This is a genomic window from Bacillota bacterium, assembly GCA_012837335.1.
Lineage (GTDB): Bacteria > Bacillota > Limnochordia > Darwinibacteriales > DTU012 > DTU012.
Genome location: DURM01000027.1, coordinates 13,112 through 29,635, shown reverse-complemented (window position 1 = coordinate 29,635; position 16,524 = coordinate 13,112). Strand labels below are relative to the sequence as shown.

At 49.3% G+C, this 16,524-nt stretch carries 13 protein-coding genes; all 13 read left to right on the top strand.

All coding sequences use genetic code 11. From position 1 onward, the window contains the following. Positions 1–101 precede the first annotated feature (101 nt). The 13 genes from GX019_04150 (at position 102) to GX019_04090 (ending at position 16,487) form a co-directional block, all read left to right on the top strand. Positions 102–935 carry an HAD family phosphatase gene (locus GX019_04150; GenBank protein ID HHT36351.1) on the top strand — a complete coding sequence of 278 codons (834 nt, stop codon included), beginning with the start codon at positions 102–104 and terminating at the stop codon, positions 933–935. A 5-nt stretch (positions 936–940) separates the two neighbouring features. Further along, positions 941–3,349: a hypothetical protein gene (locus GX019_04145; protein ID HHT36350.1), complete on the top strand. Its 2,409-nt coding sequence runs from the start codon at positions 941–943 to the stop codon at positions 3,347–3,349. 4 nt (positions 3,350–3,353) lie between these two features. Beyond that, a complete protein-coding gene (locus tag GX019_04140; GenBank protein ID HHT36349.1) occupies positions 3,354–6,644 on the top strand; it encodes a UvrD-helicase domain-containing protein in 3,291 nt (1,096 codons plus the stop codon). Positions 6,645–6,669: 25 nt separating this feature from the next. Further along, positions 6,670–7,938, top strand: a complete 1,269-nt coding sequence (locus GX019_04135) for an insulinase family protein (GenBank protein HHT36348.1) — start codon at positions 6,670–6,672, stop codon at positions 7,936–7,938. After that, entirely contained in the window at positions 7,938–9,212 is a 1,275-nt protein-coding gene (locus GX019_04130; GenBank protein ID HHT36347.1) for an insulinase family protein, read from the top strand. The genes GX019_04135 and GX019_04130 overlap by 1 nt, the downstream gene beginning before the upstream one ends. Positions 9,213–9,217: 5 nt before the next feature. Next, positions 9,218–9,778: a 5-formyltetrahydrofolate cyclo-ligase gene (locus GX019_04125; GenBank protein ID HHT36346.1), complete on the top strand. Its 561-nt coding sequence runs from the start codon at positions 9,218–9,220 to the stop codon at positions 9,776–9,778. An 84-nt stretch (positions 9,779–9,862) separates the two neighbouring features. Next, entirely contained in the window at positions 9,863–10,603 is a 741-nt protein-coding gene (gene deoC / locus GX019_04120; GenBank protein HHT36345.1) for a deoxyribose-phosphate aldolase, read from the top strand. Then, the gene (locus GX019_04115) at positions 10,593–11,849 is read left to right on the top strand and encodes a tetratricopeptide repeat protein (protein ID HHT36344.1); all 1,257 of its coding nucleotides are present in this window, start codon (positions 10,593–10,595) and stop codon (positions 11,847–11,849) included. The genes deoC and GX019_04115 overlap by 11 nt, the downstream gene beginning before the upstream one ends. Next, the gene (locus tag GX019_04110; protein HHT36343.1) at positions 11,842–12,441 is read left to right on the top strand and encodes a class I SAM-dependent methyltransferase; all 600 of its coding nucleotides are present in this window, start codon (positions 11,842–11,844) and stop codon (positions 12,439–12,441) included. The genes GX019_04115 and GX019_04110 overlap by 8 nt, the downstream gene beginning before the upstream one ends. Positions 12,442–12,484: 43 nt before the next feature. After that, positions 12,485–13,492, top strand: coding sequence for a hypothetical protein (locus tag GX019_04105; GenBank protein HHT36342.1), 1,008 nt, complete (start codon positions 12,485–12,487; stop codon positions 13,490–13,492). A 52-nt stretch (positions 13,493–13,544) separates the two neighbouring features. Next, on the top strand, positions 13,545–14,975 hold the full coding sequence (locus GX019_04100; GenBank protein ID HHT36341.1) for a hypothetical protein: 1,431 nt from the start codon (positions 13,545–13,547) through the stop codon (positions 14,973–14,975). A gap of 136 nt (positions 14,976–15,111) precedes the next feature. Next, entirely contained in the window at positions 15,112–16,056 is a 945-nt protein-coding gene (locus GX019_04095; GenBank protein HHT36340.1) for a ribose-phosphate pyrophosphokinase, read from the top strand. A gap of 14 nt (positions 16,057–16,070) precedes the next feature. Then, the gene (locus tag GX019_04090) at positions 16,071–16,487 is read left to right on the top strand and encodes a hypothetical protein (protein HHT36339.1); all 417 of its coding nucleotides are present in this window, start codon (positions 16,071–16,073) and stop codon (positions 16,485–16,487) included. Positions 16,488–16,524: the final 37 nt, after the last annotated feature.

The following is a 16,524-nucleotide window of genomic DNA, read 5'->3' as shown; positions in this document are numbered from 1 at the left end:
GGACAAAAGGCAACGTGATTTGGGTTAGCTTTTAGTTAAATCTTCGGAACTAGGAAATTAACATTAAATACGGTAAAATAGAGGGACTGGAGGGGATATAAATGCAGATGCAGTATCAATTAGCGGTACTAGATCTTGACGGGACAATGCTGTCTACAGACGGTGAGCTTCCAGTAACGGTTAGACGCAGTATTGCAGCTGTTAAAGCTCGGGGAATAAAAGTGACTCTGGCCACCGGGCGGCGGATCTGCCGCACCCTGCCATGGGCCCGAACTCTAGAGATTGATATACCCGTTGTTGCCCACAATGGAGCTGTGGTAGTGAACCCGGAATCAGGCGCAGTTGTTTCCAAACAAGGGATTTCGCTGTCAGCGGCAAATCAAGTAATAGACGAGCTGTTGCACCTCAGCATCCCGTTTTTAGTCTACCGCGGTGAGGATCAGGGTGAGATGGGTTTGCTGTTAGAACAGTTCTCCCAGCATCGAACGGAATTTCTGACATTTATCGATGATCAAGTTGAGCTTGTCAGCAAGCTTGATTTGAAATCAAATCCCATCAAGATCGCGGTATTAGGTCAAGATTATCAGCTGAATCCGCTGCTTGACGACTGGCAGGAACGCTACGGCTCAGCTGCCAATCTCATTGTTTACCGGTCAGATAACTATATTGGAGTAGATTTTATCTGCCGGGACTGCTCGAAAAAATCGGGAGTTGAGTACATCCTCAAGCAGCTTGATTTAGATTTCAGCCGTGTTTTAGCAATTGGTGATGATTATAATGATCTTGCTTTAATTGAAGCTGCCGGGCTTGGCGCTGCCATGGGTAATGCCCCAGTACCGGTTAAGCAGGCAGCTGATTATATTGCACCGACAAATGATGAAGATGGGGTTGCCCATGTTCTGCAGCAGTTTTGTCTGCCAAGAGAAATGGAGTGAAGACGGTGGCAGTTTTATCGCTTGTTCCACATCAGCAGTTATCAAGAAAATGGCGCCAATCCGCTCTGCATGCGCACAGCGATTTGCTGCCATTTTCTATTAAGGAGCTTGTTGCCCACCTGTTAAAAGAGCAGGGCCATCCCTACCGCGACAGCCTATTTTTGGAGCAAATCGCTGTGTGGGAAGCGGTCTGGGAGGCCGAAAGCATGCTCGAGTATTTTGTGGGTATGGTTAATTTTCCCGGTTTTATTGCTGATTTACACAGGTTGTTTTATCGGTACAGTTCGGGTGAGGTCAGCATGGATATGTTTACTGAGCGTGAACAAAGTGAGCTGATCCTGCTGTTCACGTTGTATCGTGAGAAGTTGGCTGCTCTAGGTGTCTTGGATCAAGCGCAGCAGCTTGAGGAGGCAGTGAAGTACTGGCCTCAGTCCAGCTTGAACCAGGAAGTGGATCAGATTGATCTGTACTATTTGGGTGAGCTGACAAAGCTGGAACAGCGCCTGATTGAGACGGTGTGCCGAGGTAAAAAAGTGAATCACTGCCAGTTTAGCGCGAGTGAAGCGGCAGTTTCTGCTGTGGCAGCTAGAAAACCGGTGGAGGAGATTGAGCACATTGCTGAGTCAATTGTTGAGCTGTTAAGGCAGGGAGTGGAGCCAGAGAGAATAGCGGTCATCTCGCCGGACTTGGAAACCTACCTGGCGGTGATCATTCCGATTTTTGAGGAGTATAAAGTTCCCTGGCAGCGTCCGGCAGTGGCGCTTGCCGATACACCTATGGGAAAAGCTGTTCAGGCACTGCTGCGGCTGATGCAGCCGGTTTGGATGAAATCTGATTTGGAACAGCTGACAGCGCCGGGATGGGGTCTTCCTTTTGCCCTTGATCAGCAGGAACATCGGGCGCTGAAGCTGGCTCCACCTAACCTGCGCTCCAAACAGCAGTGGCAGGCATATCTACAGGAATACTCCGGCTGGCAGCAGGTATTTCAGATTTTAGAATCGCTCAAGACCGGAGCGGGTTCCTATCCCGTTCGACATTATCTCCAGCGTCTTGAACAGGTATTTGTCCATTTTCCCCTGCATAAGTGGCCCGCCCTTGACCATCAGCAGTGGGCTGTGCTCCATCAGTCCTACCATGGACTGCAGCAGATCGGGGCCGATTTAGCTTTGATTAAGCAGCCGGTAAATCTAGCCCAGTTTATCCAAATGTGGACCAGCGCCGCCCAAGGCTATGCTCTGCCGCAGCCCCGCAGTTTTCTGCAGAAGATTATGGTCAGCTCTTTAGCGCAGGCTGTCGGGATGGGATACCATACCTTGTTTTTGGTTGGAATCACCGAGTCCAATTTTCCCAGACCCCCTAAGCGGGACTGGCTGAGCCGGCAGACTCTGCCCAGCCGCGATTTGGAGCTTTATCAGCATCTGCTTCGATCCACTGAGAACCTGCAGCTTTCGTTTTCAGAGGAAGACCACACTGCTCGAATGAACATCGCTTCTCAAGTGTTTCCGGAGCAGTTTGTCCATATCGACAGCCAGGCTGTTCTGCCGGCTCCCAAGAGCATTTGCTTGGGCAGCGGCATGCTTACTGATTCTGAAATACTGAATCATATTGCTGCCAAATACAAGCATCAATCGCTTTCGGTATCCAGGCTTAATATTTATGCCAGCTGTCCGTTCCGCTTTCTCTGCAGTGAGCTTTATAGTTTGGAAGAAGAGGAAATGCTGAGCGATGAAATAACCCCGCTGGAAGAGGGGAATCTGATCCACGAAACGCTGCGGATTTATTGGGAAAAGAAAGGGCAGATCCCGATTGACGAGATTCTGGCTGAACAGTTCAAAGCTGCCAACCAGCCGTTAACGCGGCGGATCCTGGATATGGTAACTGCTTTTAACAGAAAAGATGTGGAGCTGGTGGAATCGACTGGTTATTACCCAACTCATCTGGAAAAACGCTTTTCTGATTTGATAATTACTACAGATTTTGGCAGTATTAAGCTGAATGGAATTGTTGACCGCATTGATGTCAATGCTGACGGCGGTTTTGTAATTTATGACTACAAAACAGGTGCCAATCCTACGGTTCGTGATGTGATCAAAGGCGAAAACCTCCAGCTTCAGGTTTACCTGCTGGCATCTGGTGAATTGGTTGCTGGACAAGCCCACGGCATCGCTTTCTACAGTATTCGTACTGGCTCTCGGACAGGACTGTGGCGGGACAGCACCCACCGTAAATTGGGATTGACTAGGCGCAACTCGGGAATCACTCCCGATGATGAATGGGATCAGCTGGTCGAAGAGTTTAAAAAGACTCTGCGCAAGTACTTAGAGCAAATTCTCAGCGGATATTTTCCGGTTGCGCCGGTGAACGATCGGGTCTGCAGTTTCTGTCCCTATCGGGCAATTTGTCGAAAGGAGTAGGGCTATGGCTCATACACCAACAGAACAGCAGCGGGAAGCAATCATGACGATTGACCGGCATGCCGCGGTAACTGCAGGCGCCGGTTCGGGTAAAACTAGGGTTTTAGTGGAGCGCTATCTCTATCTGCTGAGCCAGGGTGTTAAGATCAGTGAAATTTTAGCAATTACCTTTACCCGCAAAGCAGCTTTGGAAATGAAAGAGCGGATCCGGGCGGGTATTGCTGCTTCTAATCTGCCCCCAAGCCTGCTGAATGAGTTTAATCAAGCCCGGATCTCTACTATTCACTCATTCTGCCAGCGGCTGGTGGCGGATCATCCCCGTCAGGCAGAAGTTGATCCGCGGTTTCGGATGGCAGAGGAGTGGGAAAGCCGGGGCTTGCTCTACCAGGTTGTTGAGGAGCAGGTTGCATCTGCCCGGGCAGATCAGGATTCGGAAATATCTGCTTTAGCTGAGAGCTACCGCCAGACAAGCGCGTTTATCGACGATCTGGTGGAAATCTATGAGCGGATTGTCAGCAAGGGTGAGCGCAGTTTTGCTTATCAGGATCAGTCAGATGAACTGAATTCTGAGATTGTTTTCCTCCGCGGCGAACTTTTGATGCGGATACCCGCTTGGTTGGAAGGTTTGGCGGAGATTAAGCTGTCTGAGAGCAAGCAGAAAACAACCGCTGAGATTAGGAGGCTGTTCAGCGACTACAGGGCAAATCTAGCGGAACCAGTCCGGAGTGAGCAGGAGCTGCTGGCGGAATTAGCCCGCCTGTTTGGCGGCAGCTGGGCTAAAGATCTCAAAGCTGAAGTTCAGGAACTGCGGGAGCTCTGCAGTTTACTGGGACAGCGGCTTTATGATTTGGAAGCAAATCAGATTCTCCTGAAACTAGGAGCGCTGTTAACCGCTGTTGATCAGGAATATCAGCGGCGCAAGAAAGAGCTGGGCATACTAGATTATAACGATCTAGAGCGGCTTGCTGAGAAGCTTTTATCCAGCTCAGAGATTGATCAAATTTATCAGTTCCGCCATGTGATGGTTGATGAAGCCCAGGATATCAACCCGGTGCAGAAGCGGATTATCGCCCGGCTTACCGACAATCCCAATACAAAGCTGTTTGTTGTGGGAGATCCGAAGCAGTCGATCTACCGCTTCCGCGGTGCGCAAGTAGAAGTCTTTATGGAACTGCAGCAGGAGATTGCTGCCAACGGGGGCAGAGAAATAACTCTAGGCGATAATTTCCGCTCCCGCCCAGAGCTGATTGCTTTCTCAAATCAGTTTTTTGAGCAGGTTTTTGCCGCAGGCGGCATGAACTTCGCAGCGGCAAATCCCAAGCGGGATCGAACAAATACACCGCTGGTAAGCCTTATCCAAACACCGATAAGTGAAACTCTGATTGAATCCCGGGCAGTGGAAGCAGAGCAGATTGCCCGGTATATCCGGAAGCTGGTATCCGAGGGAGATTACAGCTATCGCGATATTACTCTTTTGTTCAGCACCACGACCCATGTGGGAATTTATGAGCGCGAGCTGCACAGATATCAGATACCTTTTGTAAACTTGTCAGGGCGGGGATTTTACCAAAAACCCGAAATTCAGGACATTATCAGCTTTATTAAGTGGCTGCAGGATTCAGCGGATGAAGTAAGTATGGTTTGTGTTCTGCGCTCTCCATTTTTTGCAGTTTCAGATGAAGCACTGTACTGGTATCGTAACGGCAGACTCGAACTAATTGAACCTGAAGATTTAGGCAAAATTGAGGATGCTCATCGGCTCTATCCTGAGCTGCAGCGAGAGTTAGCGATGCTGCCTGCTCCGGAGTTTTTGGACAAGCTTTTAACTGCGACAGACTTCTGCGCCCATACTTTGGCACTGCCCATGGGAGAGCAGCGGCTGGCTAATATCAGAAAACTGCAGGAGACCAGCTGGCAGCTGTGGGCTAAAAGCTATGTTTCCTTTAAGGAACAGCTGCATTATATTGATCAGCTGATTGAGCAGCAGGGGCGGGAGGGCGAAGCCCGCCTTGACAGCGAGACTGCCGATGTGGTTACAATTATGACCATCCATGGCTCCAAGGGTTTGGAGTTCCCGGTTGTGATTCTTCCGGATCTCGCCGGCCAGGCTGTAAGGACTGAGCGGGGCAGGCTCCATTATCATCTGGATTGGGGAATGACTATTAAAGATACTAGTCTCCACCAGCAGATCAAGGCAGTATTAAGAGAAGAAGCCGTTGCCGAGGCCAAGCGTCTTCTCTATGTAGCGGTGACGCGGGCTGAAGAACAGCTGGTGCTCTGCGGGATTGGTACCGAAGAAGATTATAATCTGGGCAAGCCTTTAGAACAACTAGGTTCTTGGTGGGAGTGGCTGTTGTTAGGATTAGAGCAGATAGAGCCGCATCTATTCCAGCTAGTACCTGACCTTGATGCCCCGCTGGAGTTGGCTGAGGAAACAGCAGCTGCCGCCGAAGCGCCGATTGCCAAAACCGTAAGCTCAGCGGCAGTGCCTGAGCATTACACGGCCGCCAGTTTTTCCGCGACATCCCTGATGATCTATTCGCTCTGTCCTCGCCGCTACTACTACCGCTATCTGCTGCGGGTGCCGGAATTGGGGGCTTTTGGACCGAGTACCACTGTTTCCAGCGGTTTAGATCCGCTGCAGCGGGGGAACATTGTCCACCGGGTTTGTGAGCATCTCCACACCGATCCTGATCCGAATCAGCTGCTCGATTGGGCGATAGCTATGGAGGGAATTACTGTCAGTCAATCCGAGCGGCAGGAACTGGAGGAGATTGTTGACCGCTATCTCAACAGCGATTATTTCCAGGAAAGCCAGCGCATGAAAGTTGACCATGAGGTTGAGTTTGCGGTGCCCTTGGATCAATTCTTGATTACCGGGATGATCGACCAGGTTATCTATACTGACAGCGGACTTAAGATTATGGATCTAAAAACAAATCATATCGCACCGGACCAAGTAGAGGAAACAGCTGCTTCTTATGGGATGCAGCTGCGGATTTACGCCTGGGCTTTGGAAAAGCTGACCGGACAGGCGGTAATTGGAGCGGGATTGTATTTTTTATTCCCGGATCGCATCCACTGGATTTCAGCGGATTCTTTAGATACAGCCGCAACGGAGCGGTGGCTGCTTGATGCCTGCTGCCGCATTCAAAAGAGCGAGAGATTAGAGGCAGAGGCCTTCCCGGCCGCAGAAAACTGTGCTCACTGCCCTTATGACTGCAGGCAGCTGGAACAAACACGAATCAGCTTTGCAGAAATAACTGCCGGAATGGGCAAACTACCAAACAAGTAGGAATTAATGTCACGGAGGGATGCTTGTGGATTTTGTCCGGCATCAAATTGCTGACGGAATCAATCTATATTTATATGAAACCGATAAATTTACAACTGTAACGGTCAAGGTGTTTATTCAGGACAGCTTGCAGGCTGAAACAGCGGCTGCGAATGCGCTGATACCCATGCTCCTGGTACAGGGAACCCAAGCCCATCCAACCAGACTGGCTTTGGCGCAGAAAATGGAAAATCTTTATGGCTCGGCTTTAGGAGCAGATGTGTCCAAAATCGGAGAGCGCCAGATTATGGAGTTCTACTTCGATATGGCTGCTCCTAACCTGATTCCCAATGGGGAGCAGGTGCTGGTCGAAGGACTGGCAGCTCTTGGTGAGCTGATTACCGATCCTTTGGTGGAAAATGGACGCTTCAAGGATGATTACTTTGAACAGGAAAAGATCAATTTAGGTCGAATGGTTGATGGCTTGATCAACGACAAGCGCGCCTATGCGATCTGGCGGGCTGTTAAGATTATGTGTAAGGACGAGCCTTTCGGCCTGTATAAATACGGTGAGCGGGAGCAGATTGATGCCCTTGATCCGGATTTTGTCTATCAGCATTACCGCAAAACTTTAGCTTCCAATCCGATTGACATCTTTGCTGTAGGTCCTAATCTTGATCAAATACCAGACATGATTAAAGCCTGGCCGTGGAAGCGGACCAAAGCGCAGGAGCTGTCCAGTGTTACAGTTAAAAAGGATATTTCAGTGCAGGAAATTCAAGAAACCAGAGATGTGCAGCAGGCAGTGCTGGTAATGTGCTGCCGCACCGACCAGCGCTATCGGTCGCCGGACTATTACGCTTTGATGGTAGCCAATGGTGTGCTGGGTGTCTATCCTCATTCCAAGCTGTTCTTGAATGTGCGGGAGAAGGCAAGCTTGGCCTACTATGTGGGATCCAGTTTAGAGGGAACCAAGGGTTTAGTCACCATCACGGCGGGAATTGCGCCTCAGGCTTACCGGCAGGCAGTCGATATTATCCGCGAGCAGATTGAAGAGATCCAGGCGGGCAAGATAACCGATGAAGAGTTGACCATGACAAAAATTGGCCTGATCAGCGGGATCAAATCCATGGTGGATAACCCCAGCTCGATTATTGACCGGAACTTGATCGGAATAGTAAATAATGAGCTGCGGACTCCGGAGACGGTTATGGATCGGATTGCCGCGGTTACCAAAGAGCAGGTGCAGCAGGCAGCACAGGGTATAAGGCCGGATACGATCTACTTTTTATCGGGACCAAAGGGGGACAACTGATGCAGCTGATTAAAACCATCACGAATGAGCCTTTGTATCATCAGACCACAGCCAATGGATTGCCGGTTTATATTATGCGGAAACCGGGGTATCAAAAGAAGTATGCTGTTTTTGCAACCAACTACGGTTCCTTGGATTCAGAGTTTGAGGTAGACGGCAGAGGCGCAGTCAGGGTTCCGGCGGGAATTGCTCATTTCTTGGAGCACAAACTTTTTGAAGAAGAAGAAAGCCATGTCTTTGAGCGCTTTGCCCAGTTTGGAGCCAGCGTTAACGCCTATACTGGTTATAACATAACAGCCTATCTTTTTTCCACCATCGAGTATTTTGATGAAGCCCTGACCGAGCTGTTGCGCTTTGTGCAGAACCCCTATCTCACGGAGGAGAACGTGGAGAAGGAGCGGGGCATTATTGAGCAGGAGCTCCGCATGTACGATGATAACCCCGGCCGGCGAATTTATCGCAATTTGCTTAACGCCCTGTACCACAAGCATCCCATCCGCCTCGATGTGGGCGGGACTGTCGAGTCAATCCAGGAGATTACTGTGGAGCAGCTGTTGGACTGCTACCGCCTATTTTACCAACCGGAGAACATGGCTCTGGTGGTTGTGGGAGATTTGGATCCCCAGCGGGTGATGGAGCTTGTTGCGGCTCAAATGGAGAGCTGGCAGTTTGAAAAGCAGGAAATTAGGCGGATTTTTCCGGAAGAACCGGATTCAATCCACAAGCCCCGCATTGAACAGCGGATGAGCATTTCCCAACCCCGGTATTACCTCGGTTTAAAAGGCAGAGCGCGCGGCAGTGGACGGGAACTTCTGCAGCAGCAGTTTGCGGTCAACATGATCTGGAGAAGCATTGCTGCTAAGAGCTCGCCGGTCTTTGAGCGCCTCTACAACAGTGGGTTAATCGATGATTCTTTTGGAGCGAGCTTCCAGGCTTCGCCCAGCTATGCTTTTTCGGTAATCGGCGGTGAAACCGACGATCCGGAAAAACTTGATGCAGCATTAAGAGAGGCAATCACGGAGCTTAAGCGGAAGCAGCTTGATGATGAGCTGATTGCAAGAATGAAGCGGCACGCGTTAGGCAGTTATTTAGCAGCTTTTAATTCGCTGGATTATTTGGCCAACAGCTTTACCTCCCATCTTTTTAATGGCACCAGCCTGCTGGATGTGCCGGAGGTGCTGGATGGGATTACTGCTGCCGATGTGAATCGGTTTCTGCAGGAAGAATTAGATCTGGAGCGGAGCGCAGTATCAATACTGCTGCCGGAGGAGTAGATGTTGTGATGATGGAGAAACCGGTTTTAAGGGAACTGCTAAAAAAGCAGAGGGATGGGTTAGATCCTGATTTGGTGCAGATGTGGAACCAGGAGCTTCACCACCGGTTTTGGCAGCTGCCCCAATACCAGGATGCAGAAGTAATCATGGTTTATCTTTCGTTTGGGAGTGAAATTGATACCTGGCCTCTGCTGAGGCGGGCGTGGGAAGATGGCAAGCGGACTGCTGTACCAAAAGTCCGGAAGTACCCAAAAGAGATGTTTGCGGTTGAAGTGTACGGTTCTGAGGATCTGGAGCCAAGCTTTTGGGGTATTTACGAGCCGATAAGTGATGAAGTGCTCGATCCTGCCTTGATTGATTTAATCGTGGTGCCGGCTTTAGCTTTTAATTCCCAGGGATATCGGATCGGATACGGCGGAGGCTATTATGATCGATTTCTGCCGCAGGTTCGAGGCTGCAAGGTAGGAATGTGCTACCCGCCTTTTCTGAGAGAGGATCTTCCTGTTTTTCCTTGGGATCAAAAGGTGGATTTAGTAATCTGTCCGGATGCTGGCAAAAAAGGATAATATTAGGGAACTGCCGAAATGATAACCCCAGGGGGAATGAATATGAATTTGCAGTGGTTTAATGAGCAGGTTGTCGAACTGAACATGGTTTTAAGCAAACAGACCAGGGCTGTTGAAATACCGGATGTGGTCCCAGTTGATTATCAGCCGGAGCTAGATTCTGATCTGGCAGTATACATCGATCATACGCTGTTAAAACCTGAAGTAGGCGAGGAGCAGATCAGGCAGGAATTAGAGCGAGCTCGGCCCTATAACTTTGCATCGGTCTGCATCCATCCGCGCTATGTGTCCTTAGCAGCAGAAATACTAGCTGATAGCTCAATTAAGGTCTGCACGGTAGTCGGTTTTCCCTTAGGGCAGAATACCACTTTGTCCAAGGTTTTTGAAGCGCGCGATGCGCTGGCTCACGGAGCGGAGGAGCTGGACATGGTGCTTCCCATTGGAGCGCTGAAAACCGGAGATTATTATGCTGTGTATCAGGATGTGGCTGCGGTTAAGGAAGCTGCCGGGTCTCGAGTTCTCAAAGTGATTTTGGAAACCCCCTATCTAACTGATGCCGAGATTGTGAAAGGTTCTCTCCTGGTAAAAGCTGCTGGCGCAGACTTTGTCAAGACCGCTACCGGTTTTGCCGGAGGCGGCGCCACAACCAAGGCGGTCAGTCTGATGCGGCAGGCGGTAGGCTTAGAGTGCGGTGTTAAAGCCGCCGGAGGAGTCCGCAGCGCCGACAGTGCGCTGGCTTTCCTGCAGGCAGGTGCGAATCGAATTGGCACCAGCTCCGGTATCGCCATAGTCAATCTGAGTGAAGGTGACCCCAATGGCTACTAAAACCAGCCTTCTCTTTGTTTTAGTCAGTGGATTGATCATCAGTTTGGTGAGCGTGGGACAGGCGCAGGTTTCTTCCTTTGTCAGTTATCACACAGCCAGCGCTGACTTGACCTGGCGTTATCTTACCGGTGATGAAGAGCAGGTCGTGACGGGAGTGTTTACGGTAACTCTGCCAGATAAATTCAGCCTTCGAGTTACTGCTCCGGTCAGTCAGTGGCAGCGGGTTAATGGATACCACGAACTTACCGAAGTGATAACGACATCGGGCCATGTAGAGTATAAATATGAGCCGGTGCAGCCGTTTTCCGTTTTTCAAGCTTTATTTGGGCAGTTAATTGAAGCTAATACCAAAGCCGTTACTTATTTAGGAGACGAAATGGTTGGTGGGCGAGCTGTATCCCGCTATCAGTGCCTGGAGCTCAGTACCTACTGGTTTGACCGGGAAACTAACATTCCCCTCCGCATTACCGATGAAAGTGGAACCAATATCCTCTCTCTCAGACAGTATCAGGTAGATGCCGAGCACAAGCAGGGAGTAGAGTTTTTTACCCTGGCAGTTAAGCAGGAAAACTGGGAAGGCACCATCAGAATAGGCAAAGCGGATGGCAATTGGTTTCCGAGAGAACTGGAAGTAAGCGATGACCAGTCCAGAATCATCCTTACTTTTGCTAACTGGCGTGTGAATGAGCAGCCCCTCAATCTTAACGAGCTGGAGCAGCTTGATCATGTTTTAGTTCAAGGACAGCTGGCAGTGGAGCAGGGAGAGCACGACCAAATCATCAAGTATTATCGGCAGCTGCTTAATATTGATCCCTACTACACTCCCGCCTATGTTAACCTTGCCAGAAGCTATGGAGCAGTAGGCAATTACTTAGGTGCGGTTGAAAGCTACCAGCAGTGGTTAATGCTCGAACCGGATCATCCGGCTGCCCTCAATAATTTGGCCTATACATATATGCTCAATAAAACAAACATGACTGAAGCAATTAATCTGGCATATAAGGCAGTAACTTTAGATCCGCAGGCCAGTTTCTTAGACACATTAGGATACGGGTATTATTTGGTTCATGATTATGACAAAGCACTGCACTACCTGCTGCAGGCCTCGGAAAACGCAGATGAAAGGGAGCTTCCGGAGATCTATCAGCACTTGATTTTGGTTTATCAAGCCCTCGGCAATCAAGCGGAAGTCGAACTATATGAGCAGAGATTACTAGAATTAGCAGTTGGAGAGCAAAATGACTGAGCATTATTTTACTTCTAATCCTCAATCTAAACACGACATCGCTGAGATCACAGCAAATTTTTTCGGGCAGGAATTTGTATTTAAAACCGATGCCGGAGTCTTTTCCAAAAATGGTGTTGACGCCGGAACGATGATCTTGATCTCCGCGCTGGAGGTTAAACCCGGTGATCGGGTGTTGGATTTAGGCTGCGGCTATGGACCGCTGGGAATTGCGGCAGCCTATCTGGCCGGTCCCACTGGGCAGGTCGATATGATTGATATCAATGAGCGAGCAGTGGATCTGGCTAAGCAGAATGCAGCCCTGAACAACATTGATCATGTCCGGGTTTGGCAGAGTGACGGCTTTGCTGCTGTTACTGATGTATACGACTGGATCATCACCAATCCACCGATCCGGGCTGGAAAAAAGGTGATCTACCCTATGGTGGAACATGCCTATAAGCATTTAAAGCCAGGCGGTGGATTGATGCTGGTGATCCGCACCAAGCAGGGTGCTAAAAGTATGGAGAAAAAAATGCAGGAAGTGTTCGGCAACGCGGCGGCAGTGAGTTTAAAGGCCGGCTATCGGGTGCTGAAGAGTATTAAGAATTGACCTTTCCCGAGGGAAAGGTTAATTCGCTGTAGGAGCGGTTCGGGTGTTCCCAAAATTAGTGATAAATTTAGCAAAGTTGGAGCATAACGCCAAGGTTATCAATCAGCAGATTGCCAGCCTTGGCGGTACTATGTTTGCAGTAACTAAGGTAGTAGGCGGTGATCCTAACTGCGCTCGGGCTGTGCTGGCGGGCGGGGCCTCGGGGTTAGCCGATTCGCGGCTGAGGAATATTATGAGAATGAAACAGGCTGGAATAGACAGCCAGTTTCTGCTGCTGCGGTCTCCGGGACTGTCAGAGATTGAGGAGGTTGTCAGCCTCGCAGATATCAGCCTAAACAGTGACAAGCAAGTGCTTCAGGCTTTAAACCAGGAAGCCGGGCGCCAGGGCAGAACTCACCAAGTGATTCTGATGGTTGACCTAGGTGATGGCCGCGAAGGTGTCCTGCCGGAAGAACTGGAGATGCTGGTCAATTTTACCTTAAGTCTCGACCATCTTAAGATTTATGGAATCGGCACTAATTTAGCCTGCCTGGGAATGGCAGTGCCCACGGTTGAGAACATGGAGGCATTAATTGACCTGTACAATCGAGTTAATAATGGCATGATCAAGTATCTGTCGGGATGCAACAGCAGCAGTCTCCATTTGGTTGCTGCTGGCAGCTGGCACCAAGGACTTAGGGCTGTCAATCACTGGCGAATCGGGGAGAGCATCTATTTTGGCTGGGATATTCTGACCAAACAGCCGCTGCCCGGCTGTTATCAGGATGTGTGCCGCCTGGAAGTAGAAGTGATCGAGGTTAAGCGCCAAGCTGGCAGAGTAATTTTAGCAGCGGGATCGGAGGAAATCGGTCGTGGCAGTATTGCTCCCCTTGATCCTGGTCTAACCATTGTCGGGATCAGCAGTGACCATATTGCAGCCGATTACCAATCTGGGGTGAATCTCGAGGTGGGCAGCGCGGCAGCTTTCACCCTTGATTACCAAAGCCTGCTTGCGGCAGCAAATTCCCCTTATGTTAAGGTCGAGTTTGTGAATTGGTTGTCTAAGTATTAAATATGTGTTATTATATTGTGGGTGTTTATCATGATATTACGGAGGTAATTGCATGGAAAAAATTTGGCAGCAGCGGGTAGAAAATGCTGTAAATAAAAATATCCAGAGCAGCATTTTTGCCGGCTTTAACACCAACGTTGATGCAGTTGTACACTGCAGTGGCAGTAATATTGCCAGCCTTCTTTCCGATCCGGATGTATCCTTGAATGCGGTCAACCGTCTCTCTGTTGACACAATTGAGACCATCACTACTAAAAATGAATTTGTAGCCGTGCTGAAAGATGCGCTCGGAAAGGGTAAATCATGCTATATAATCTTAGAAAATTTAGATCTGCTTGATTGGTTAGACCAGGTGTTTGCCGACCGTCAAGAATTAATGGGCGGTCAAGCCGGTATTATCGCTAATCAAATGGCTGCTTTAAAGGCTAAATGTTTGGTATACACTTCTCTGCTTTCCAAAAAGCAGGCATCCATGTTTTTCCCTGAAATTCTTTACCCCGTTTTTGATGAAGAATTAAAGCTTGTTCCGGTGCATGAAGCTTATCGTCCCGATGATGAGCTGAAAATTAACTGGATCTTCGAGTACGCTAAAGGTATCGAATTTGACTTTGGCGGTGAGAAAGTTTTAACTCCTCGGGCTAACCGGGTGATTCTAGCTACCCGTCCGCCGGGAGTTGTTATGGGTTTCACCGGTGATATCCATGAGCACCTGCCGGAGCTGGGCAGCAAGATCGATGTTGCTTTTATGGCTGGCTATCATTATGCGCCTAGCGAGCAGCCGGCTCTCCAGGAGTATTTGGATGAGGTAATCAACAGCATCCGCCAGCTGAAAAGAGGCAACCCCGATATGCATCTCCACTACGAATATGTGCCGATGAATGATCAAGAAGCGGAGAAGCAGGTTTTAACGACCATCAGCCAGGAGTTCCAGTCATTCGGAATTAATGAAAATGAAATCCGCCGCGTTCTCTTGGGCTTCGGTTACCAGGCAGAATTTGAAGATATTGATAATAACGAGCGGGCTTTCTCACTTTACAAAGGGGCCCATAAGCTGATGGAGCGGCTTAATTTCTCCCGGATTCATGTCCACAATCTTGGCTACTACGTAGTACTCTTGAAAAAGCCGTATCCGGTTGATCCACAGGTTGTGCGGGAATGCTGCCTGTTTGGTTCTTCGGTCAATGCCATCAAAGCCAAGTATGGTGGCTACGTGAAGAAGGCACAGGTGCCTGAAGCTGCTGAGTTCGGTCTATCTGATATAGGGCTGCGGCAGTTAAGAATGTTCTATCAAGAAGCTAAAGAACTGGGACTGGATATTCCAGAAAACTTCGTTGAAGAAGGGATCTGGGATCACGGCGACTGCTATGTGCTGGTGATTCCGGCGCATGTTGTACCGAATCCGGTCAGCACGGTCGGCATGGGAGACACTATTTCGTCTTCCTGCTATGCCAGCGAGTATTCGAGTATCCTGGCCAACAAATAAGATTGTCTGCGATGGGTCTAACAGATGGTTTAAAGACCCATCGTTTTTATATATCCTGAAAAATCAAATATAATGGAGGAAAAATAAGCACAATCACGAATGTTTGTAGTGAAGAAATGGCAGAGGATGATCAATAATGGATCAGTTGAAGATCTTTACCGGCAGAGCTCATCCCGAGCTTGCCGCAGAGATCTGCAGTGTGTTGGGTGTATCCTTGGGCCAGTCGGAGATTTTCAAGTTCACCAACGACAACTCCTTTGTCAAAATCAACGAAAGTGTTCGTGATGCTGATGTTTTCGTGGTTCAGCCATCATGCCAGCCGGTTAATGACGGCTTAGTAGAACTGCTGATCATGATCGATGCGTTAAAGCGGGCGTCAGTGCGGCGGTTGACAGCCGTAACAACGTATTTCCCATACGGTCGCTCTGATAAAAAGGACCAGCCCCGCATTGCCATTACAGCTCGTCTGGTGGCGGATCTGCTGCAGGTGGCAGGTGTAGATCGGATTCTAGCTTTAGATCTCCACTCTCCGCAGATTCAGGGCTTTTTTTCCGTTCCGGTAGATCATTTAACCGCTGTGCCAATTTTAGCCGGCTATTTTTCTACAAAACAGCTGCCTGATTTAGTAGTGGTAGCCCCTGACGCGGGAAGAGCAAAAATGGCGCGGCAGTTTGCCAGACGGCTTAACGCGCCGATGGCCATTATTGACAAGCGGCGCCTAGATAATCAGGATAGTGTTGCGGTGGAGCATATTATTGGTGACGTGGAGGGGAAACGCTGCCTGCTGATCGATGATGAAATCAGTTCGGGAGCTTCTTTAGTTTCAGCTGCCGATACGTTAGCGCGGTTTGGCGCGGTTAAGATTTATGCGGCAGTAACCCATCCGATTTTATCCGGTATGGCACCACAGCGGATTTTGGCTTCAAAAATTGATGAATTAGTGGTAACGAACAGCGTTCCGGTTCCGGAAGCTAAGCGCAATCATAAAATCACAGTATTAAGTATAGCTAACTTAGTGGGGGAAGCTATTTACTGCATTCATCACGGCAGATCAGTCAGCACAGTGTTTGAAAAAGAGTAGGAGGGAACGAAAGCGTGCGAACTTTAATTTTACATCAAGACGAACCCAAAATGACAGAATGGGCAAGGCAGCTGCAGGGCGCGCTCCAAAACCAAAAGTTTCAGGTAAACCTCATCGACCCGAGCCACGGCGCAGGAGCACCAATCAGCACGGCTCAATATGAGCTGGTTGTGGTCTTGACCAATTTTAAGGGCTTATGGCGGCCGGTTATTCCTGTTGCAATCGATAATCTCATGAAGCGCTGCACCCGCTTAGAGGGCAAGTATGGCGTAGCTATTGTGCCTCATAAACTCAACTCCGGCAGAGCAGTGCGCTTCTTGATGCATTTAATGGAAAAGCAGGGCATTATGGTGGATGACTTCGCCACTGTCCGCTCTCCGAAAGAATTTTCTGCTTTAGCGGAACGCTTCGCCAAACTCAGTCGGCGCTAACAGCATACAAAGGGCTGATGCATTTGCATCAGCCCAA